The organism is Bacillus sp. 220_BSPC, from assembly GCF_001054655.1.
Lineage (GTDB): Bacteria > Bacillota > Bacilli > Bacillales > DSM-1321 > Peribacillus > Peribacillus frigoritolerans.
The window spans coordinates 1-20,344 of record NZ_JVPL01000191.1 but is presented as its reverse complement, the minus strand read 5'-3'; the positions used below and the strand labels follow the sequence as shown (position 1 = coordinate 20,344).

Genomic DNA, 20,344 nt, shown 5'->3' with positions numbered 1-20,344 from the left:
AGGGGTTCAGAATTTTTTAATTCCGAACCCCTTTTGTCTACAAACTGAGGAGCCCTTCTTTAACAAGGGCTCCTTTTCTTATGAATGATCTAGAACTCCCCGCTTCACCAGCTTGACTTTTTGACACCCGGCAGTTGCCCTTTATGAGCAAGTTCCCTAAAAACGATACGCGACATGTTGAATTTGCGCATATATCCACGGGGCCTCCCCGTTACTCCACAACGATTGTGAACCCTTGTCGGCGAGGAATCACAAGGGAGTTTGGCCAATGCGGCATAATCCCCTTTCTCCTTCAATTCCTTTCTAAGTTCTGCATACTTTTCGACCATTGCCAACTGTTTTTGCGCTTTTATCACCTTGGATTTTTTCGCCATTTATATTCTCCTTTTTTAAGATCTTGAATGTATGAAAAATCTATAAACTATTCACAATTCGTTCCGCTGCCTGTCTTGCTCCCGATATATTCCTGGATATCGGTCCCATTTCAAGTTCAGCCAGTGCACCCGTGACATATAAGCCAGGTCCCCACTGCAACGACTGCGATACAATTGGATAACCACATTCCGCGCAGCGTAAATCATGCGACCGGATGACTGGCGTCAGCCAATCCTTCCCTGGCAATGTTGACTTAAAGCCGGTCGCTAAAAGAATCGTCCCTGTTTGTTGAATGACCTTTTCGTTTTTATCCCTGAGGCTGATATGCCCATCCTTCCACACAGCGCTTTTCACCTCAACATCCATGACACGCAATAATCCCTGTTTAACCTGATTCATCAGCGCTTTATGTAAGTCAGGTGGGATGGATCCCTTATTACGGGCCTGGATAATGGTCTCGCGTCTTTTTTGAAAGCTGGATATAGCACGGAAAGGTCGCTGTTTTTTCGGCCCCAACCAACCGGGATCACTGTCGAAATCATGAATTCTAAAAGGATGCCGCTTCAGGACCGTCACATCATGTGGATAGATATTACTCAGCTTTAAAGCGAGATGGACAGAAGATATGCCGCCCCCAATGATCGTGATGGGTCCTTGTAATTGTGTCAGCTCCGGAATATTTTCATCGAATATGTGGTAAACGGGACCCCCATGCTCTTGTTTGAATTGCCGTGCCCATTCAGGCCAATAAGGCTGTTCGCCAATACCAATTGAAATCACAAGTTTTTGCCCCTCAAGCCGTCGCTTGTTTTGCAATTGGATTTCCCAGCCCTGTCCCGTTTTGCATGCAGAGATGACTTCCCCTTGCACCCATGCCTGCTTAATGGTTAAATCATCAGCCAAGTGAACACAATGTTCATTGAAAGATTGTAGGGATGGCCGCTTATATTGGCCGTAAAAGTTATTTTTCCAGTCTGCCTTCTCCACATATTTCTGCAGGCTGAAGGGATTCACATCCAGATGGTGTACGGATGGAGAACGTAAATATGGCATTGAAATGACTTCCGTACACTGCTTCCATCTTGACAATGGTTCTTCATTTCTATCGACAATCGCCAGCTGGTCCACCGTCGTTTTTCCTGACTTAAGTAAAAATGCAGCCATCGTCATACCTTGAATGCCTCCGCCAACAATGATCCATTCCAACATGAACTTCCCTCCTTTTACATCCATTCTCTTCGATAAAACATAATCATTACGATTTAAACCTTAAAACTACTTCGTTTCACGGTGAAGCGTGTGTTTCTTCAATCGCGGGCAGTACTTTTTCAATTCGATCCTGTCCGGGTTATTCCGCTTGTTTTTCGTTGTAATATAATTTCGGTCCCCTGACTCTGTGCATGCTAACGTAATGTTTACTCTCATTTTTATTTCCTCCTAAAGTTTTTTAATGAACGATTTCCGTAAATGCAGGCAATCGATCTTCATAAAGAGACCAATCCTGCTGCATCTCCATTTCCGTCAATAAGCATTGATCTAATTCAGTTTCGATTTCCTGTTGATCCATTTGAATGCCAATCATCACAAGCTCCGTCATCCTGTCACCGTATACCGCATTCCACCGTTCCAATAATTCAGGTGCTTCCTTTAAAATTTGGCGCTGTTCTTCTTCAGGGTAAGCTGCAATCCATTTACCGGCTGCTTGTAAAGTCAATGACGCTCCTGCCTGTGAAAGCAAGCCTGCCGTATCATTTCTCGATGCCAGCCAAAGGAATCCCTTCGCCCTCACCACTTGTACGGGCCAGTTTTCCAACCACTCCATCAGCCGTTCGGGATGAAAGGGTACCCCCCTCCTGTAAACGAAGGAAGAAATCCCATACTCCAAGGTCTCCGGGATATGCTCTTCATTCAATTCCTTTATCCAGCCCGCTCCTTGGCTTGCCTCTTCAAAATCAAATAAATGTGTATTCAATACATCCTTTAGCGGCACCTTGGAATGGTTTGTTTCGATAATTCTCGCATCGGCATTCACTTTATGAAGAACCGCCTTCAATTCCGCAACGGCATCAGCATCCATCAGATCGATTTTATTTAACAGGATGACATTGGCGAACTCTATCTGATCTATTAGTAGATCGACCACTTCCCTGCCATCCGCAGCATCAGATGCCTGCATCCTGTCAATAAGCGTTTCTCCGGAAGTGAAGTCTTGCCAAAAATTATACCCATCAACAACGGTGACCATCGTATCAAGCCGGCAAGATTCCGATAAATCAATTCCCATGCTTTCATCAACATAGGAGAAGGTTTGGGCTACAGGTACCGGTTCGCTTATCCCAGTCGATTCAATCACGATATAATCGATGTCCCCTTGTTTCGCCAATTTCTCCACTTCAATCATCAAATCCTCACGAAGCGTACAGCAAATGCAGCCATTCTGCATTTCCACCAGTTTTTCATCCGTCCGGGTAAACCCTCCCTGTTTGACCAGCGAAGCATCAATATTGATTTCACTCATATCATTAACGATGACGGCAACCTTCAGATCATCCCGATTTTCAAGAATATGATTCAAAAGCGTCGTCTTTCCCGCACCAAGGTATCCACTCAGTACCGTAACCGGAATTTTCTTCATCTCCATCCCTTACCACTCCTTTACCTGATTTCTTTACTGTAAGTAAATCAAAATCATTACGATTTAAAAACCGAAGCCATCACCCATGTAAAACACTCTCTAATAATAAAACGTAATCATTACTATTTGCAAGTTTTTTTCAAAATTTCCTCCGAATACTTCTCCACGCTTGCTCCGACACACGGATAAATGAAAGGGGCTGACATTAAACCAAAAAAATTAAATGGAAGCCCAATCACACATTACATCATGTGTATGGAACCTCCATTGCAGCTTTATCATTTTAATGTACTTCTATATTTACAAGCAGCTGATCATTAACAAAGTTTCATTATCCAATACATTTTTCTTTTTCTTTGTTGCAAATCGAGAAAAAAATTATTGGCCATTGTGCTTATTCCGCCATTTCCCACCCTGAAGATGTTACTGTCTTTTGTTCAAAAGTTTCAATCTCTCTCTGTTTCGCCAGTTTAGAAGCTTGTGATACGGACCACGTTAAATTCCCAAAGGCAATCACTGTCCCGATCGAGATAACTAACACCTTTTTACAAAGTATTTTCTTCAATAGCTTCCTCCTGAGAATGTATTGGAATACTCTAAATATAAACCAACATTGTTAACCTAACATGTAGCTGCTGTAAATGTACGAAATTATTTCTGTACATATATAAACACAAAAAAGCTGAGTGCATATGCAGTCAGCTTTTCATAGGTGTTTCTTATTTATAGAACACTTTATCGACGTTGTATTTAGCATGAAGCTTATTGATCATATACGTTTCATAGATTTCACGTTCCATAGCGTCTTCGACTAAAAGAATGTCAATTTTCTTGACTTCATTACGATGCTCTTTAATCGGAGAAACATTATCCTCAAAGTGCTTCTTGACCCTTGGTCTTAATTTACGGGCTTTACCGACAAAAATCAGTTCATCATTCTCATTGTAAAACAAGATGATGCCGCCTTTATCACGGGGAATCAAATGAAAATCGATAAACCCGTAAATTTCAGGAATGACAGCTTCGTCTCCTTCTATAACTTGCTTTCTTTGTTTGATGCTTATATCCGCTGCAGGGATTTCAATTTTAATCATTACTATTCACGTCCTCTATTTGTATAAAGTGAAACTTTCAATCGGAATCAAAATACGGTTTCACGCCAAGCCAATCACTTCAATCTTAAAGGTAAATGGTATCATAATTATGAATGAAAAGCCATGTATGCCTTGATTGGTTTAAGATGATTCTAAATATAAAGAAGAAGACTCGCTGGGAGCCTCCTTCTTTATCGGAAATATCCGTTACCACCTGTGAGCCTTTGCATTGCTTCTTAGTATAATGTTTGTTTGTGATTCTTGCGTGTGGCCATTAACTTGAGATTTTGAACGCTTAGGTCTTGTCCAATTATGGTGAAACTTTTGAGAATGTGGATCTAATTGATCTTTATAGCTCATTCTGTGTCACCTCATCATTAGGATTTGGATATTCCGTTCAGTGATAGTAATCCCCATCACTTGTTCTAGTATTTTATTTTTCCAAGCCATTTATACATATTCTTTAAAAAGCGAATTCAGCTGACTTGCCTTTTGCAAGGACTTTCCCTTCGTCATCCACCGCATCACTTGACATGACGGATATGCCTTTTATGTTTCCATCATTTAGAATGAAACCAATGTTTCCGCTTTTTGAACCGTTTCCTTCTATTTCACCAGTAAGTTCTTCCAAATAGATCTCATCTTCCCATGTCAGATGTTCTCCTCTGTCCGTTTCAAGGAAAGCAACTGGCGAAAACTTAATTTTTTTATCCGAATTGTTTTTGATTTCCACGTTCACTTTTACGATATCGAAATCTTCATCATGCGTATAGCCGTGGAAGAAATCGATCATGCTGTAATCCGGAGTGGCATGCATCACTTTCATTTCCTTGACTTTAACCTCGATCGGGCCAACATTCAACGTTTCATTCACTTTTTTATAGGCCTTCAAAGTTAATTCGCCTTTGGCATCGGAAACATTCTGACCGATTTGGTTCAAGTTTATATCATCAGGAAGCTGCGGATTCGGAACATAGACATCCTTTTTTTCCAGTGGTCGTGCAATTTCCTCTGTTTTTTCTTTAGCTGTTGTTTCTTCTTCGTAAGCTGGTTGGGTATTAAGAGCACCAAATGCCGTTAATAACAGGGCACCGATCATCAGTCTGTTCATTGAATCCCTCCCTGAAGTCATTATTTCTTTAATAGCTCAAAAATGATTTTGGCTTGATCCGTGTTATCGACTTGCCCGGCAAAACGTTCTTTATATGGCCCGTATGCGTAGACCGGAACATCTTCACCCGTATGTCCCCCAGTAGTCCAGGCAGTATTGGTACGGTTATCGAATATGGATTCGATGGCATTATCGACATTCGTCACATTTTTTGATTTGGCAGCTTCAGTTACCGTTTTGATTTCACCGTCAGTTAGCTTCACTACATTTTGGTTAATATACTGCTTTAACGTCTTTTCGACATCAGCGCCTTTGACGATGGCATCCGCCATGAAGTCAGGAGTGCGTTTGGCTGCCTTGATTGGCTCACCGTACCAGTTATATATTCCTTTTGCTCCGATCGAGAATCCTCCTGTAGAGTGATCCGCCGTAGCCACCACTAAGGTATGTTTGTCTTTCTTCGCAAATTCCATGGCCGCTTTGTATGCTTTTTCAAAGTCTTCCATTTCACTCATTGCACCTACGATATCATTATCATGTCCTGCCCAATCGACCTGGCTTCCCTCGACCATAAGGAAGAATCCATCTTTATCTTTATTCAAGCGCTGGATCGCCGAACTTGTCATGTCTGCCAAAGAAGGCGTTTCACTTGGGCGGTCAATCATTTTCGGAAGTCCTTCAGAAGCGAATAAACCAAGGACCTGTTCATTTTTGTCCTTAAACATTTGATTTTTATCCGTCACATAACTGTAACCATCTTTTTCGAAGGCTTTCGCCAAATTGACATCAGGCCGGACAAAATTGGACTTCCCACCGCCCAATAGGACGTCAATTTTATGTTTGCCTTTTATTAATTCGTTATAATAATCGTCTGCGATTGAATTCATGTTTTTCCGATTTTCATCATGGGCGCCAAAAGATGCAGGCGTAGCATGTGTGATTTCCGAAGTGGCAACCAATCCCGTCGCTTTTCCTTTTTCCTTTGCTGCTTCCAATACGGTTTTGACTTCGGATTTATCATTATCCACTGCAATGGCAGCGTTATAAGTCTTCACTCCTGCAGACATTGCCGTAGCGGCTGAAGCTGAATCCGTTATATTTTGTGCAGAGTCTTCTGGGTAAGTCATCTGCTGGCCAACCAAGTATTTATCAAACTCTGTCCGCTCTGCCACCTTCGTACCAGGATTATCTTTTAAATACCGGTAAGCGGAGGTATAGGAAACACCCATGCCGTCACCGATCAGGAAAATAACGTTCTTGATTTCCGGTTCTTTATTTGGGTTCCCCTTTGCCGAAACACGATCCGCACCGGACCATGATAAACTTCCAAATGCCAATGCAGAAACGAGCGTGATGGGTAAGACCTTTTTCCTCCAAGTGCGATTCAAATGAATGACCTCCCGTAATGTTATCTATTTAATTTAACTATAGGTGAAGAAAATGAACTCAATGTCAAGGCTATGTAAAAAAGCGACAGGATAATTGTTAAGACAAAGTAAAGACAGCATGCGGAATTGGTTATTCAGGGAAATCATCAGTAGCTGGGGTATATTACAGGCCATTCAACGTCTTCAAATCGGGTGGTTTTTAGGAGTTTAATGTGCTATTAATGGAGAAAAAAAATAAAGCATCCGAATAAGGATGCTTTAGAGTAGAACAGCAGACAAAGTCATCTTTGAGAAACGTTACATTTTTTTCGAAAATCCGCTTTTTTTCGCCGACTGACTGTCAAACCTCCTGTCGCAAGCATCTAGCGGAGTTTCGGCTAGCCAGTTATTCGGCAGGAAAATCATGAAGCACAAACTATTCTTAAACCGTTCGGGATGAGACCAGCCTACGTTTTACTTTAAAAACCATTCCAGTTGATTGGAATGGAAGGTACGAGACTCCTGCGGGAAAAACGTGTCCAAGGGAGACCCCACAGGCGCAAATGGCGCCGAGGAGGCTTCCGGACCGCCCGCGGAAAGCGAGTACCTGGAGTGAAGATCATGTTCCATTTGATTTAAGAAATCCGCTCCCTCTTGTCGGCAAGCTGAAGCGCTCCATTCAAAGAGCGCTTTTTTCACTATTCTTTCTCTACAACTAAACATTCCAAAGCACGGGCCGCATTCACTCTCGCCACCTCGATGGAATCGGCAGACGACAGGGCGACCGCAACCCTTCTACCTGCCTTTGTAACAGGTTTTCCGAAAAGACGCACTTGTGTATTAGGTAAAGCCAAGGCCTGTTCAACACCGACTATTGAATATTCCGATAACTCATCTTGCGCTTTTAATGGACGGCTGGCACCCGGACTGATCAGCTTGATTTCCGGGATGGGGAATCCTAGAATCGCCCGAATATGAAGGGCAAACTCGGACAAATTCTGAGTCACCAATGTCACTAGCCCCGTATCGTGCGGACGTGGGGAAACTTCACTGAAATAGACTTTATCCCCTGAGAGGAAAAGCTCTACCCCGAATAATCCGTACCCGCCAAGTTCATCCGTAATGGCATGGGCAATTCTTTTCGCTTCCATTATTTGTGCTTCTGTCATATTATGCGGCTGCCAGGATTCAATATAATCCCCGCCCTGCTGAATGTGACCGATGGGAGCACAAAACATGGTACCATTTACGGTCCGGACAGTAAGCAGCGTGATTTCCGAATCAAAACGGATAAATTCTTCAATGATCACCCGTCCATTTTGAACCCGGCCGCCTTCCATCGCGATTTTCCAGCAATCCTCCAGGTCACCTTCCGTGTGGCACACACTTTGCCCTTTACCTGAAGAACTCATCAGAGGTTTGACGACATTGGGAAACCCAACTTCCTTGGCAGCTTGGACAAATTCTTCATAGGTGTTTGCGAATTTGTAGGCTGCTGTCGGAATCTCCAGCGTTTCAGAAGCCAGCCTCCTGATCCCTTCACGATCCATCGTCAATTTAGCGGCTCTTGCTGTCGGAATGATTTGAAAGCCTTCCTCTTCCAACTTGACTAATTCGGATGTGGCGATGGCTTCTATCTCCGGTACAATCAAATCGGGTTGTTCTTTCTCTACAACTCCCCTTAGTTGTTCCGCATCCAGCATATCGATCACATAACTGCGATGAGCGACTTGCATGGCAGGGGCATGTTCATAGCGGTCTACAGCAACGGTCTCCACACCAAGTCGCTGAGCTTCAAGTATGACCTCTTTCCCCAATTCACCCGAGCCCAATAATAAAATCTTTTTCGATTTATACATTCAGTCTCTCCTCCTTAATTCCTCAAAAACATTATATACGAACTATAAACGAATAAACATAAATATTTATTCGTATTTTCATTTAAAATCACACTGAAAACAGGAAATGAATATATTTATTTCCCGTTATCAAATACCAACTTGACAAATAGGATTAATACACTTTATACTGCTTTTATATAAGGAATATATATAAGCTGACTAGTCTACTGGAGGCTCTCTATTCAACAGGAATAGGGGGTTTTTTCGTTTTTATCAATGAGGGAGGAGTTTACTATGCAAAAGGAATTGCTAAGGACCATTTCCCCTGTCATGAATGAGAAGAAAAATGGGGGCTTAGAAGACATGGAGTACCTTAATCTTCCTGACAGACTATTTTTCCACTGGTGCCAGCAGAAATATCGACTGAATAGAGGGGTTTACAACACGATCGATCATTGGTTCTATGAATACGGCATTGTCCATATTCTTCACCGCCGGATCAACCTTTTAGCCTTTTTGGATTTCGCTTCTACCTCGGAACAGGAAGCCGGAAAGACAAAGTTCATTAAATTCGGCAATGGTGGCCTAAGGCAAAAGCTACAGGAATTCATTGCAGATTAACCTGAATCTTATAGGGCCCTTATCAGTAATATGCCCATTCTCCACCTACTGGTAAGGGACACTTATACGAATGTCGAAATTTGCAATACGATTACTTTTGAAAATGTAAGCGCTTTCTATTATAATGAAATTAGGTTGGATGGCATGCGTGGCCGTCACAGTATCTGGCGTAGGTGGGGCCAATACTAGCGCTAAGGAAGGTAAACTTCTTTACCGTAATACTATTAGATTTCCTTTTGGTAGGGGCTGCAAAATCACCGGGGCATGGAAAATGTCCGTTCATTTCAAGCTAAAAAGCGAGTTAATCATGCAATCGATAAGTAAAGCATAACTTTACTTATTTTTTGCAGCAGCCCTCATCGTTTCAAGTCTGATAGTTTATAAGACTAAAAAGCTCTACCCCATGGAAACGGAGTTGAGCTTTTTCATTTGGTCAGATTTCACATATATAACCCTGCCAAGAAAATCCCAAGCGACTTCTGATAAATCTCATCGAACTGTGATATGGGAAGGGGATTCGTTCCTTTGCCCAGCTCCACGGTAAATCCCGGCCTGCGCCAATCCTGAATGAACCAATCCTTATACCCTGCATAACTATTGGCGGATTTGACAGGCTCATATCCACTGACCCTCGCAAACTCATTGACTATCGTTTCCGACTCGGGTGGTTCCAAACCTTCAAACCCCCAAAAAATCACCTCTCCTTGGGTGTGGAACGCAAGGACTTTGCCAAAATCACGTTTTTTTGTCAACTCTGACATTGCAATGGCCTCTGGCTGTGTAAGCGGCCCTTCCCCTGGATAATTAGCCGGACCTGGCTCCGTTACATTATTACGGGCTTGCTCCAGTTCCCATTCGGCGGGAAATTGATCATTCAGATCCACACCATTGATATTGGCTTTCCAGCCAGAGAAGTCTTCGCTGCCATTATTCCATTCGATGAGCCGTCCTCTCAAAGACTCATCTGCAGGCGGTCCTTTCAAAACCAACTCCACTCCGTCCGGATTCACCATTGGGACGATCGACAGCATCGTCTGTTGATAAAAGGGAAACATATCTAGACCGCGGATGTCAGCCTGATTCGTGATTGCGAGTAAATAATCATTTAAAAAGGTCATGATCACAGGCGTCGTTATCCACTCATTCGCATGAAAGGAACCATTATAGTGAACTCGTTTGTTGCCATTTCCAATCAGAACTTCGGGGATATCCCTTTCAAGCACGGAGTCCCCGATGGGGGAGGTTTTTATAAATGGATAGATTGTTTTCAAACGTCTAACATCGGTCATCATCGTCCCATAATCATATTCCCGATTTCCTTGAATGAGCCTCCACGTAATCCTTAATGGCACAGAAATTGTCTGACCGACTTGCAAGGCATTCGGGTTGAGATTGGGATTAACTAAAAATAAGGCATCCAATGAAAGATTGCGTGACCTGGCAATTGCCCATAACGAATCACCTTGCTTTATACTATAGCCGGTCGTCGTAAAGCCAGGTATTTTGATTTGTTGGCCAATCATAAGTGCAAGTGGATCAATCCCACTATTGGAATCAATGATAAGTTGGTAATTAACCTTGAATAATTGGCTATAATACCACAAGGAATCATTTTGCCGCACAAAAACGTCCATACTGCACCTCCTCTTAACCAAATGTATGCAGATTCGATTCAATTATTGCCAAAGCAAAAGTCACTCCTCAAAACAAATCAAATTGGGTTTTTCATCCAGAATGCTTTGATATTGCTCATTACTTCCATACGTACCATCAGGGTCTAATTCCCGATATCTTTTGAATTTCGCCATCCGATCTTCTTTTTTGACCCAGCCCAGATGCTTCAATCGTATGTCGGATAACTTGTGAGGCAATTCAAAGACATTTTCTGCAAATCTACCGCAATGCTGCGGCCTATCGTTCCATTTGCATTCAAACCCCTCCCGATATCTGACCAGGAACGGCCGGCAATACTGGTGAGCGAACCAGTGTTCATCCTCCCTGTAATGGGTTTCATTCCAAAAGTCATATAACCGGAAGCAATATACATCCACTTCTTGATCGCTTATCAGCTGCCTGACTTCCTCTTTGAATCTATTTTTAAACACTTCATCGGCGTCAAGATTTAATATCCACTCGGGATTTGACTTCACCGTCTCTTTCCATTGCATTTTACGAAGTTCAATTTCATTGGAGAACTTGGAGATAGCATTTCTGATGATACGCACCGGCATCCCATTCAAAACCTCTAAACAAACCTCTGCGGAATTGTCCGTGCTGCCGTCATCAATAATCACGGCTTCATCTTTTTGAAATCCGCGACCTTCCATACCAGATTTTCATTCCATTAATGGGTAGTGCCATTACACACATAAATATCGCTTTGATTGGATGCCAGTAATTTGACATTGTTCTGCTCCTGACTGAAATCTTCGAGCATCTTGCTTGATCGCTCATCTTCATCGTCATCAATGAAGAAATAGGCAAGTTCCTTCCCCTCCGCATCCAACCGTTTGAGTGAAAGCAGAGAACTTTTGTAAAATATGTGGTTTTTGGTAAATTGGACTGCCCACTAACACCCGAACCTTTTTACTGGTCATTAATACCACCCTTTACTGTTAATCTTGACTGGCCCCCAATTAATCTGACTGCAAGACTTTCCCTGAAGACATTTATAACTAAATATTCTTACCGAACTTGTCGGGTGTCATTTAAAAACGGCGTCCTGTGTACACAAAACAGGCATCCATTCATGAATGGATGCCTGTTTGCATTTACTAGATTGGGAGTTTCATATTTTACACTTCTTGCGGTACAGATAAACCTAAACCTTCGGCTATGCGCGTTCCGTATTCCGGATCGGCTTTATAAAAATGACCAATTTGACGAAGCTTGATTTCCTCTAATTCCACAGGTTTCATTGCGCCCACGATCGTGTCAACAAGGCGCGTTTTCTCTTCGGCACTCAATAGACGGTATAAGTCGCCTGCTTGAGTGTAGTGATCATCACTATTATGACCAACTTGTGCAGCTTTCCCGGTCACCTCGAAAGGAGTGACTTTATTTTCCTCTGATTCGGCAGGGCCGCCAAAACTATTCGGCTCATAATAAACAGATCCCTTGCCATTGTCATCTGCACGCATGAAGCCGTCACGCTGATAATTGTTCGCTTCCACTTTCGGACGGTTAACCGGAAGCTGGTTATGATTCGAGCCCACACGGTAACGGTGTGCATCTCCGTATGCGAATAGACGCCCTTGAAGCATCTTGTCCGGGGAAGCCTCAATTCCCGGTACGAATGTTCCCGGTGAGAATGTGGCTTGCTCTACTTCAGCAAAGTAGTTTTCAGGATTTCTGTTCAATTCCATACGGCCAAGCTCAATCAGCGGATAATCTTTTTGAGACCATACCTTCGTCACATCGAATGGATCGAAACGGTATGTATCCGCATCTTCCAGAGGCATGATTTGAACATATAATTTCCAGGCAGGGAAGTCCCCTTTTTCAATCGCATTGAAAAGATCTTCCGTATGGTAATCAGGGTTTTCACCTGCTAGTTTTGCAGCAAGATCCACATCAAGGTTTTTGATGCCCTGTTCTGTTTTGAAGTGGTATTTCACCCAAACGCCTTTTCCTTCAGCATTCACCCATTTAAATGTGTGGCTACCGAAACCATGTGTATGACGAAGTGTAGCAGGAATGCCCCGATCGGACATCAGGATCGTCACTTGGTGCAGAGATTCCGGTGAATGTGACCAGAAATCCCAAACAGCCGTAGGGTTTTTCAAATGTGTTTTAGGATCTCTCTTTTGTGTATGGATGAAGTCGGGGAATTTAATCGCATCGCGAATAAAGAATACTGGTGTATTATTACCGACGATATCGTAGTTTCCTTCTTCGGTGTAGAATTTAACTGCAAATCCACGCGGGTCACGGACTGTATCTGCAGAACCCAATTCACCTGCAACTGTGGAGAAACGGATAAAAAGATCTGTCTTCTTGCCCACACCATTGAAAAGCTTAGCTTTCGTGTACTGAGAAAGGTCGTTCGTTACTTCGAAAGTACCGTATGCACCGGCACCCTTCGCATGAACCACACGTTCAGGGACACGTTCACGGTTGAAGTGAGCTAGCTTTTCCAATAAGTGTACATCTTGAATGAGCACAGGGCCGCGTTCGCCGGCAGTGATAGAGTTTTGATTGTCTCCAACTGGGGCTCCCCAGCTTGTAGTAAGGTTTTTCTTATTCGACATAATTGAACCACCTTTTCATTATTATTTATGTATATAATGATAAAGCTTCTCAGAAAAAAATCAATACTTATTTATAATAATTTTAATATAATAATCAATTCATTATTCACTCGCTGATGATATAACTCCAAACACATCCATAATATGGATAGTTCAAAAGGTACAAACGCTGATGGAACAACCTATTCACATAATTACATTCCTAATAATGGTATACGACCCTTATAGGCGATTTTCCTTCATGACGAGTGATTTTATCATTTCTCCTACCAATGGGATAGCAATCGAGAATGGTTAACGAATAATCATAGATACTTTGCGCTACTTCACCCTTTTCTTCTATTCATCTTATAACAAACCGAAGTGTTCTCCTGTGACTTTGTTCACTTCGTCAGCATTTATTTACAGAATGGCGAATAGCCGGATGCATAGAAACTGAATTTTTCATTGCTTTTGTGAACCCTATCTTTCAGCAGAACCCTTCCTGAATCCGCTGAAACAAATGGCCATCCCCCTTATTTTGCTAGAGAATTTGTAAACATACCGGTTTGTGTTCATATAGAAAATAAGATACTATTACGTTAAAATGACCGTCCAATAAGAGTAAGGGTGATATATATGAATGAGCGCAAACAACTGGTAGTTAAATATGCGCACCAATTATTTATTGAAAAGGGTTACCAAGCAACTTCCATTCAGGATATTTTAGATTATAGCGGCATTTCAAAAGGAACATTTTATAACTATTTTTCTTCTAAAAGCGAATTGCTTAAGGCAGTCTTCCTAACTTCGCAAGAAAAATTCGAAAAAGAGCGGAATGAATTGCTGATTGGGCAAAACCTTGCAGATATTGAAATATTCATCAAACAATCAGAATTACAAATGCACTCAAACAAAAACAACAAAATCTTTTTCTTATATGAAGAAGTAATGATTTCAAATGATAGCGAACTTAAGAACTTCATAACACATGCTAAATTCCAGCATATCCATTGGTTATCAAAACGGTTTCTGGACATTTTCGGTGCTGATAAAAAACCTTATATTTTGGACTGTGCCATTCTTTACTCGGGAATGATGCATCAAACGATTCATTTTAATGCCTTGGCTAAAGAGCCCGAGTTCAACCCTACTGAAATTATCCGTTATTGTGTCGATAGGATTAAATCGATTTTCGAAGATGTCAGCAAGTCAAATGCACAGCTTTTGGAACCCGATCTCATCAAGCAATGGCTGCCTGAGTGCTTCCATAACCAGCAGGATTTTCATACAGCACTCCTGCACTCTGCAAATGACCTAAAAAAGATGATCTTGAGGCTTTGCCAAGATGATGAAGCGGAACGGGTTAAAAACTTAAAATTGATTCACTTTATCCAAGAGGAATTATTACAAAACGTTGAACCGCGAACCTTTCTTATTGAAAGTGCCCTGCTTTCCTTAAATACAAATCCCAAATTAAAAAACACTTTGGAATTAAGTGAATTCGAAAAGATCATTGCCAACAACTAAAGAGAACCTAATGAATCCCATTTTGTAGACATTTGGGGTTCGGACTGGCCTTATCGCCAACCATAATTTTATAAAAAAAACCAAGTTATCCTTCATGGTTTTTTACTGTTTTATAAAATCCGCAACGGATTGAAGAAAACTAGCTGAAACGTCCTTTTTGAGGGTTTGTAAAAAGAAACGTTGATTTCCACTACAGGCACTCGCTTTCCGCGGGCGGTCCGGGAGCCTCCTCGGCGCAAGCGCCTGTGGGGTCTCCCGTACGCGCTTTCCCCGCAGGAGTCTCGTACCTTCCGTTCCAATCAACTGGACTGTTTTTTAAAGAAGAACTCTTTTATGACCCTTAAAAGGGTTCTTTCCATTCTGGGGGAATGCATATCGTATCCTCTTTTTTTTGTGACAATTCTGCAAACATATAACTGAAATTCATCAAATTTTAGTATAATGACTTGTAGAAAGTGACTTCAGGAGGAGTTTTTCATGAACATAATCATGCGTTTTCTTATCAACGGGCTGGTATTGCTCGTTATTGACTGGCTTCTCGACTCCATCACGATTAAATCTTACGGAACTGCCTTGCTGGCGGTTTTTATATTATCGATCATGAACTTGCTGGTTAGACCCATCCTCCAACTTATCACATTGCCGATCACCATCCTGACGTTCGGGTTGTTTTCTTTCATTATCAATGCCTTCACATTCCAAATCACTTCCTATGTTGTCAGTGGCTTTGTAATAGATTCTTTTTGGGGGGCTTTAATCGGATCATTGTTATTGAGTTTCATTCAAAGTCTTCTTATAAAACAGAGTAAAAAAAACCGTCAGTAGCATGCTGACGGTTTTTCATGTCATTTCCATGACAGCCTTCGATATTTCCCGGGCTATTTCACTAAATTCCGCTAAGCATCTCTAGCTGTTTTCTCTCATTTTTGACAATCCAGAAGGAAAAAGCGGCTAATATCCATAACTTTACATATACATGCCGATTTCTCTGGAAATGGGTATGAATCGAATTATGGAGGAATCACATGTTCACAAAACATGAATCAAGATTTGCCCTGTCCATTGTACTCGTGCTCGCTTTCCTTATTCCCGCTCTTTTCATCACTCCATCACTAGCCGCAGCTGGCGATGGCAGCTCGTCATCTCCTTACTCCGTTTCCCAAGCCATTACGAATCAAGACAGCACGATTAAAACGGTCAGTGGATATGTGGTAGGACAGCCCACGTCAGCCAATACCGTCATTACGAGCAGCTATCCGAATGATTATGCCATAGCACTTGCAGACAGCTCATCGGAAATAAACATTGCCAATATGGTTTATGTTCAGATTCCATCCTCCTTCCGCTTAGAATTTGGGTTAAAAACAAATCCTGCATTAAAAGGGAAAAAAGTCACCGTCACCGGTACACTGAGTGCCTATTTCACCCATCCAGGCTTAAAAGATGTATCTGCCATGTTTTCAGGGAATGATTCACCAGAACAGGAGACACCGGGGGTTGGCTCATACTATGATTCAGCCAGCGGCAAATCAGGGGCGTCATTAAAGAAAGCCCTCCATGAAATCATCGATGACCATAAGGAAATATCGTATTCAAATGTCTGGGAAGCTTTACGGATAACCGATGAGGACCCGAATAACGCCAATAATGTCATTCTACTTTATACAGGGCGTTCCCAAGGAAAAACGCTGAACGGATCAGGTGTTAATGATTGGAATCGTGAGCATGTATGGGCAAAATCACATGGTGATTTTGGTACCACTTTAGGACCCGGCACCGACCTGCATCACCTTCGGCCTACTGATGCCTCCGTCAACAGTACAAGAAACAACCTGGACTTTGATAATGGAGGTACTGAACATACCGAGGCGACAGGAAATTACTATGATTCTGATTCGTGGGAACCTCGCGATAGCGTCAAAGGTGATGTCGCCCGGATGCTGTTTTATATGGCGGTTCGTTACGAGGGTGATGCAGGGGAAGTCAATTTAGAGCTGAATAATCAAGTGAATAATGGCACAGCCCCTTATCATGGTAAATTGGCTGTCTTACTGGAGTGGAATGAACAGGATCCTGTAGATGCCTTCGAGCGTAACCGAAATGAGATCATTTATAATCAATATCAGCATAATCGCAACCCTTTCATTGATCATCCTGAATGGGCCTCCGCCATCTGGCAATGATGAAACGAATCAAGCTGTTGCTTATCTTCGGACAGCTTTTTTTCACTTTCAAATGTCTAAATTTTTAGAAAAATCACATAATTATATTTTGTTTGTATAGCATTATAATTAGTTTCGAAAGGTTATATTACGATTAAAAATCTTAGGAACACTTTCTTAGTAAGCGTTTTCATATTTTTCTTTACATTCTAACTATTAAAATATATTATTTAATTGTAATATTATGTGAAAAATCAATAAATAATATGTATTCACCTCTACTAGTGATAAAATGCTAGATAGAGAAAATTAAACTCCAACATAGAAAAGGGGAAAATTATGCAAAACTCCAAAGAATCTCAACTACATAGAGGTTTGGAAGAAAGACATATCGCATTAATGTCTCTTGGCGCAGCCATTGGAGTCGGTTTATTTCTCGGCTCGGCATCTGCGATTAAATTAGCCGGTCCAGCAATCATCATTTCTTATGCCATTGGCGGACTTATGATCTATCTTATCATGCGTGCACTAGGTGAAATGGCAATAAAAAATCCAGTCGCAGGCTCCTTCAGCCGTTACGCAAGCGAATTTGTCGGTCCTCTAGCCGGATATATAACCGGATGGAATTACTGGTTCGTTTGGATCGCCACCTGTATGGCTGAAATTACGGCAGTCGGAATCTACATGCAATTTTGGTTCCCTGATACTCCGCAATGGGCTTGGGCATTAGCCGCACTTGCCATCATGACAACGATTAACTTTCTTGCTGTAAAGGCTTACGGTGAATTGGAGTTCTGGTTCGCCCTTATTAAAATCGTAACGATCATCCTGATGATTGTCCTTGGTTTCGGAATGATCATCTTTGGTTTGGGGAACGGCGGAATCGCGGTCGGTTTCGGCAACCTTGTTGAAAATGGCGGATTTTTCCCTAATGGGATTTCTGGAGTCATCCTCTCGTTCCAAATGGTCATGTTCGCCTATTTGGGAATTGAAATGCTCGGTGTAACCGCAGGTGAAGTTAAAAACCCTGAAAAATCTTTAAAAAGAGCCATCGATACCGTTTTTTATCGGATTTTACTTTTTTACGTTTTAGCTCTGACGGTCATTTTATCGATCACTCCATGGGATGAAATGAATGGAGAAAACAGCCCATTCGTTATGATGTTTGATAAAATCGGTATACCAGGCGCAGCCGGAATCATTCAGTTTGTCGTACTGACAGCAGCCCTTTCATCTTGTAACAGCGGGATCTTCAGTACAGGAAGAATGTTATTCAACCTGGCACAGCAAGGTGAATCACCAAAAAGTTTCGAACGTACAACAAAGTCAGGCGTTCCTGGCGTTGCCATTATCGTTTCGGCTATCGTACTTCTTTTCGGCGTTTACCTTAACTACATGGAAGCCGATAAAGTTTTCACTTACGTCACAAGTGTCGCTACATTCGGCGCCCTCTGGACATGGGGAACGATACTTGTCACACAGATTATGTCTAGACGAAAAATGAGTCAGGGAGAAAAACAAGGCTTATCTTACAAAATGCCTCTTTTCCCATTCACTTCTTATTTCACTTTAGCCTTTTTGGTATTTGTAATGATAGTACTCGGTTTTTCAGCAGATACAAGAATCGCTCTAATCGTTGGTCCGATTTGGATCCTACTGTTGGTAGCCCTGTATTATGTGACCGGCTTGCATAAACGGAAAAGATAAATAGCAGAGGGTGCCCAGTCTAATTGGCACCCTCTATTTCATTCCTTCACCTTTTACCCCTTCTTTTTGATCACCCAATGGACCACCGCACCAGCTCCTCCTAAAATAATGAGGATCGGCAAGTTTCCTATTATAAAAACAATGATTCCTGAACCCGCTTTAAGTAATAGATTCGCACTCGTTGCAAGTTGTTTCTTCGTCCTCTCCCATGTATTCAATTCCTTATTATCAATGCCCGGCACAACTATCCTATCCTGTGATAACGTGATGGTGACGGTCGAATACGAAGTCTGGTTTTCAAGATACTTGATTTGCCCGGTCAGCTGCTCTATTTCTTCTTGCACCACGGCAAGATCGGCTGATATTTTCAGCAGATCTTCCGTCTTCTCAGCATCCTTCATGAATGCAAGCAACCTTTCCTCCACTGCCCTCTTTGACTTTAACCTTGCTTTTAAATCCACATATTGCTCCGTTACATCCTGTCCTGTCACATTCCTTCCGACCACTTCTGAAGCCTCGCCCTCGCTATCGGTTAGAAAATCCTGAAAATGGGCTTCAGGGACCCGAACAGTGATCGTTCCTTCCACCAGTTCTTCATCTTCCCTGTATACATTGGACTCAACAACATATCCGCCATATTCAGCCACCTTATTCTCAATCTTCATTTGTGCCTTTTCAAGGTTCTTCACCTTCAACTCAAGCTGGGCCTGATGGATGACCTTTCTTTCATCCGTCATCCCTTCCTTTTCCGCTGCTTCTTCCTGCACCTTATTCCCGGAAATGGAAGCGTCCATTTTACTTTCCGCCTTTTCATCCTGTGATTCCGATGCTGAATCATCTTTTTCGTTACTGCTGCATCCAGCAAGTAAAAGGAACAAACTGAACATGAGCATCATTGTTTTATGGTTCATCGCTATTCCCCCCTTTTCTTACTAGTACCGACGTAAAGTTTGGAAGAAAGTTACACTTCTTGAATAAAGGGGATGTTTTATTTTCAGGTGCGAAGGTAAAGGTATAAGAACATACAAATAATGAAGAAAGAAGAGGATTGCATTATGAACTACGGAAAATTGGCTAAAAGTGTATTGGTACCTGTCGTTGGTGGTTCACTTGTGGGGATATTCGCCACAAGGAGATTCAAAAGGAATTTATGACAAACTCAAGAAACCTGCTTTTGCTCCTCCTTCCTGGACTTTCCCCGTTGCTTGGACCAGCCTTTATACGATTATGGGAATAGCGAAATATCGCATTGCATCCAAAGAAAAAGAATCGAAGTCCGCTGAACTCCTCTATGATACTCAACTAGGGTTGAATTTCTTATGGTCTTTTTTATTCTTCAAATGGGGCTTGCGCGGAACAGCCTTTATTGAAATGGCTGCACTGCTGACCTTGATTACATTGACGGCATTCGAGTTTTATAAAATAGACCGTACATCAGGTTTAGCTTCAGAAACAATTAATCACAAAAAAGAGCGCACCTTATATTAAGGAGCGCTCCCTTTTTGAGTTTCACGAGTAAAAGTTGAAAACTCACGAGTAAATGTGCATTTTTCACGAGTAAATCTGCTAAACTCACGAGTAAATGTGCTATTTTCACGAGTAAACCCGCTAAACTCACGAGTAAATGCCCAATTTCACGAGTAAACCTGCTAAACTCACGAGCAAATGCCCA

Annotated in this window: 22 protein-coding genes; 6 read left to right on the top strand and 16 right to left on the bottom strand. The window is 42.1% G+C overall.

Annotation, left to right across the window (positions count from 1 at the left end; genetic code table 11):
• Window positions 1–104: 104 nt before the first annotated feature.
• The 10 genes from rpsN to purT form a co-directional block, all read right to left on the bottom strand.
• Window positions 105–374: a 30S ribosomal protein S14 gene (rpsN, locus tag ADA55_RS15060; RefSeq protein WP_048685313.1), complete on the bottom strand. Its 270-nt coding sequence runs from the start codon at window positions 372–374 to the stop codon at window positions 105–107.
• A gap of 40 nt (window positions 375–414) precedes the next feature.
• Complete coding sequence (locus ADA55_RS15055) at window positions 415–1,584, bottom strand: NAD(P)-binding domain-containing protein (protein WP_048685310.1); 1,170 nt, start codon at window positions 1,582–1,584, stop codon at window positions 415–417.
• A gap of 66 nt (window positions 1,585–1,650) precedes the next feature.
• Entirely contained in the window at window positions 1,651–1,800 is a 150-nt protein-coding gene (gene rpmG / locus ADA55_RS15050; protein WP_034310390.1) for a 50S ribosomal protein L33, read from the bottom strand.
• 22 nt (window positions 1,801–1,822) lie between these two features.
• Entirely contained in the window at window positions 1,823–3,016 is a 1,194-nt protein-coding gene (locus ADA55_RS15045; protein ID WP_048685305.1) for a GTP-binding protein, read from the bottom strand.
• Between the two features lie 388 nt (window positions 3,017–3,404).
• Entirely contained in the window at window positions 3,405–3,575 is a 171-nt protein-coding gene (locus ADA55_RS29415) for a hypothetical protein (RefSeq protein WP_153246133.1), read from the bottom strand.
• 154 nt (window positions 3,576–3,729) lie between these two features.
• Window positions 3,730–4,110 carry a nucleotide excision repair endonuclease gene (locus ADA55_RS15040; RefSeq protein WP_170946990.1) on the bottom strand — a complete coding sequence of 127 codons (381 nt, stop codon included), beginning with the start codon at window positions 4,108–4,110 and terminating at the stop codon, window positions 3,730–3,732.
• 201 nt (window positions 4,111–4,311) lie between these two features.
• A complete protein-coding gene (locus ADA55_RS28535) occupies window positions 4,312–4,464 on the bottom strand; it encodes a YpzG family protein (RefSeq protein ID WP_072272311.1) in 153 nt (50 codons plus the stop codon).
• A 103-nt stretch (window positions 4,465–4,567) separates the two neighbouring features.
• Window positions 4,568–5,215: a DUF4352 domain-containing protein gene (locus ADA55_RS15035; RefSeq protein ID WP_048685302.1), complete on the bottom strand. Its 648-nt coding sequence runs from the start codon at window positions 5,213–5,215 to the stop codon at window positions 4,568–4,570.
• Between the two features lie 20 nt (window positions 5,216–5,235).
• The gene (locus ADA55_RS15030; RefSeq protein ID WP_048685299.1) at window positions 5,236–6,603 is read right to left on the bottom strand and encodes an alkaline phosphatase; all 1,368 of its coding nucleotides are present in this window, start codon (window positions 6,601–6,603) and stop codon (window positions 5,236–5,238) included.
• Between the two features lie 677 nt (window positions 6,604–7,280).
• Window positions 7,281–8,441: a phosphoribosylglycinamide formyltransferase 2 gene (gene purT, locus ADA55_RS15020; protein WP_048685295.1), complete on the bottom strand. Its 1,161-nt coding sequence runs from the start codon at window positions 8,439–8,441 to the stop codon at window positions 7,281–7,283.
• A 276-nt stretch (window positions 8,442–8,717) separates the two neighbouring features.
• On the opposite strand from purT, the gene ADA55_RS15015 reads away from it, so the two are divergent.
• Entirely contained in the window at window positions 8,718–9,044 is a 327-nt protein-coding gene (locus ADA55_RS15015) for a hypothetical protein (RefSeq protein ID WP_226990476.1), read from the top strand.
• A gap of 440 nt (window positions 9,045–9,484) precedes the next feature.
• Here ADA55_RS15015 and ADA55_RS15005 read toward each other — a convergent pair whose 3' ends face one another.
• The 4 genes from ADA55_RS15005 to katA all read right to left on the bottom strand — a co-directional run bounded on the left by ADA55_RS15005 (window position 9,485) and on the right by katA (window position 13,294).
• Window positions 9,485–10,678: a M14 family metallopeptidase gene (locus ADA55_RS15005; RefSeq protein WP_048685287.1), complete on the bottom strand. Its 1,194-nt coding sequence runs from the start codon at window positions 10,676–10,678 to the stop codon at window positions 9,485–9,487.
• A 60-nt stretch (window positions 10,679–10,738) separates the two neighbouring features.
• Window positions 10,739–11,371, bottom strand: a complete 633-nt coding sequence (locus ADA55_RS15000) for a glycosyltransferase (protein ID WP_053087414.1) — start codon at window positions 11,369–11,371, stop codon at window positions 10,739–10,741.
• Between the two features lie 138 nt (window positions 11,372–11,509).
• Window positions 11,510–11,641 carry a hypothetical protein gene (locus ADA55_RS31035; protein ID WP_260089132.1) on the bottom strand — a complete coding sequence of 44 codons (132 nt, stop codon included), beginning with the start codon at window positions 11,639–11,641 and terminating at the stop codon, window positions 11,510–11,512.
• Between the two features lie 198 nt (window positions 11,642–11,839).
• Entirely contained in the window at window positions 11,840–13,294 is a 1,455-nt protein-coding gene (katA, locus tag ADA55_RS14995; RefSeq protein ID WP_048685282.1) for a catalase KatA, read from the bottom strand.
• Between the two features lie 618 nt (window positions 13,295–13,912).
• Here katA and ADA55_RS14990 point away from each other — a divergent pair.
• The 4 genes from ADA55_RS14990 (at window position 13,913) to ADA55_RS14975 (ending at window position 18,672) form a co-directional block, all read left to right on the top strand.
• Window positions 13,913–14,803, top strand: a complete 891-nt coding sequence (locus ADA55_RS14990; protein ID WP_048685277.1) for a TetR/AcrR family transcriptional regulator — start codon at window positions 13,913–13,915, stop codon at window positions 14,801–14,803.
• A 477-nt stretch (window positions 14,804–15,280) separates the two neighbouring features.
• Window positions 15,281–15,628, top strand: a complete 348-nt coding sequence (locus tag ADA55_RS14985; RefSeq protein WP_048685276.1) for a phage holin family protein — start codon at window positions 15,281–15,283, stop codon at window positions 15,626–15,628.
• Between the two features lie 200 nt (window positions 15,629–15,828).
• Complete coding sequence (locus tag ADA55_RS14980; RefSeq protein ID WP_048685273.1) at window positions 15,829–16,986, top strand: endonuclease; 1,158 nt, start codon at window positions 15,829–15,831, stop codon at window positions 16,984–16,986.
• A 318-nt stretch (window positions 16,987–17,304) separates the two neighbouring features.
• Window positions 17,305–18,672: an amino acid permease gene (locus tag ADA55_RS14975; protein ID WP_048685272.1), complete on the top strand. Its 1,368-nt coding sequence runs from the start codon at window positions 17,305–17,307 to the stop codon at window positions 18,670–18,672.
• Between the two features lie 53 nt (window positions 18,673–18,725).
• On the opposite strand, the gene ADA55_RS14970 is transcribed toward ADA55_RS14975, so the two are convergent.
• Window positions 18,726–19,583, bottom strand: coding sequence for a DUF4349 domain-containing protein (locus tag ADA55_RS14970; RefSeq protein WP_048685269.1), 858 nt, complete (start codon window positions 19,581–19,583; stop codon window positions 18,726–18,728).
• A 169-nt stretch (window positions 19,584–19,752) separates the two neighbouring features.
• Here ADA55_RS14970 and ADA55_RS14965 point away from each other — a divergent pair, with 169 nt between their 5' ends.
• The gene (locus ADA55_RS14965) at window positions 19,753–20,160 is read left to right on the top strand and encodes a TspO/MBR family protein (RefSeq protein WP_226990475.1); all 408 of its coding nucleotides are present in this window, start codon (window positions 19,753–19,755) and stop codon (window positions 20,158–20,160) included.
• Here ADA55_RS14965 and ADA55_RS30530 read toward each other — a convergent pair.
• The coding region (locus ADA55_RS30530) for a hypothetical protein (protein ID WP_048685267.1) at window positions 20,129–20,344 on the bottom strand (216 nt) is incomplete at its 5' end. The genes ADA55_RS14965 and ADA55_RS30530 overlap by 32 nt on opposite strands.

Coding starts and splice junctions, on each gene's coding strand:
- ADA55_RS15015 (WP_226990476.1), top strand. CDS start 8,718: ATGCAAAAGGAATTGCTAAGGACCATTTCCCCTGTCATGAATGAGAAG.
- ADA55_RS14975 (WP_048685272.1), top strand. CDS start 17,305: ATGCAAAACTCCAAAGAATCTCAACTACATAGAGGTTTGGAAGAAAGA.
- ADA55_RS15035 (WP_048685302.1), bottom strand. CDS start 5,215: ATGAACAGACTGATGATCGGTGCCCTGTTATTAACGGCATTTGGTGCT.
- ADA55_RS14985 (WP_048685276.1), top strand. CDS start 15,281: ATGAACATAATCATGCGTTTTCTTATCAACGGGCTGGTATTGCTCGTT.
- rpsN (WP_048685313.1), bottom strand. CDS start 374: ATGGCGAAAAAATCCAAGGTGATAAAAGCGCAAAAACAGTTGGCAATG.
- ADA55_RS14990 (WP_048685277.1), top strand. CDS start 13,913: ATGAATGAGCGCAAACAACTGGTAGTTAAATATGCGCACCAATTATTT.
- katA (WP_048685282.1), bottom strand. CDS start 13,294: ATGTCGAATAAGAAAAACCTTACTACAAGCTGGGGAGCCCCAGTTGGA.
- ADA55_RS14980 (WP_048685273.1), top strand. CDS start 15,829: ATGTTCACAAAACATGAATCAAGATTTGCCCTGTCCATTGTACTCGTG.
- ADA55_RS15000 (WP_053087414.1), bottom strand. CDS start 11,371: ATGGAAGGTCGCGGATTTCAAAAAGATGAAGCCGTGATTATTGATGAC.
- rpmG (WP_034310390.1), bottom strand. CDS start 1,800: ATGAGAGTAAACATTACGTTAGCATGCACAGAGTCAGGGGACCGAAAT.
- ADA55_RS15045 (WP_048685305.1), bottom strand. CDS start 3,016: ATGGAGATGAAGAAAATTCCGGTTACGGTACTGAGTGGATACCTTGGT.
- ADA55_RS14970 (WP_048685269.1), bottom strand. CDS start 19,583: ATGAACCATAAAACAATGATGCTCATGTTCAGTTTGTTCCTTTTACTT.
- ADA55_RS15005 (WP_048685287.1), bottom strand. CDS start 10,678: ATGGACGTTTTTGTGCGGCAAAATGATTCCTTGTGGTATTATAGCCAA.
- ADA55_RS28535 (WP_072272311.1), bottom strand. CDS start 4,464: ATGAGCTATAAAGATCAATTAGATCCACATTCTCAAAAGTTTCACCAT.
- purT (WP_048685295.1), bottom strand. CDS start 8,441: ATGTATAAATCGAAAAAGATTTTATTATTGGGCTCGGGTGAATTGGGG.
- ADA55_RS31035 (WP_260089132.1), bottom strand. CDS start 11,641: ATGACCAGTAAAAAGGTTCGGGTGTTAGTGGGCAGTCCAATTTACCAA.
- ADA55_RS15055 (WP_048685310.1), bottom strand. CDS start 1,584: ATGTTGGAATGGATCATTGTTGGCGGAGGCATTCAAGGTATGACGATG.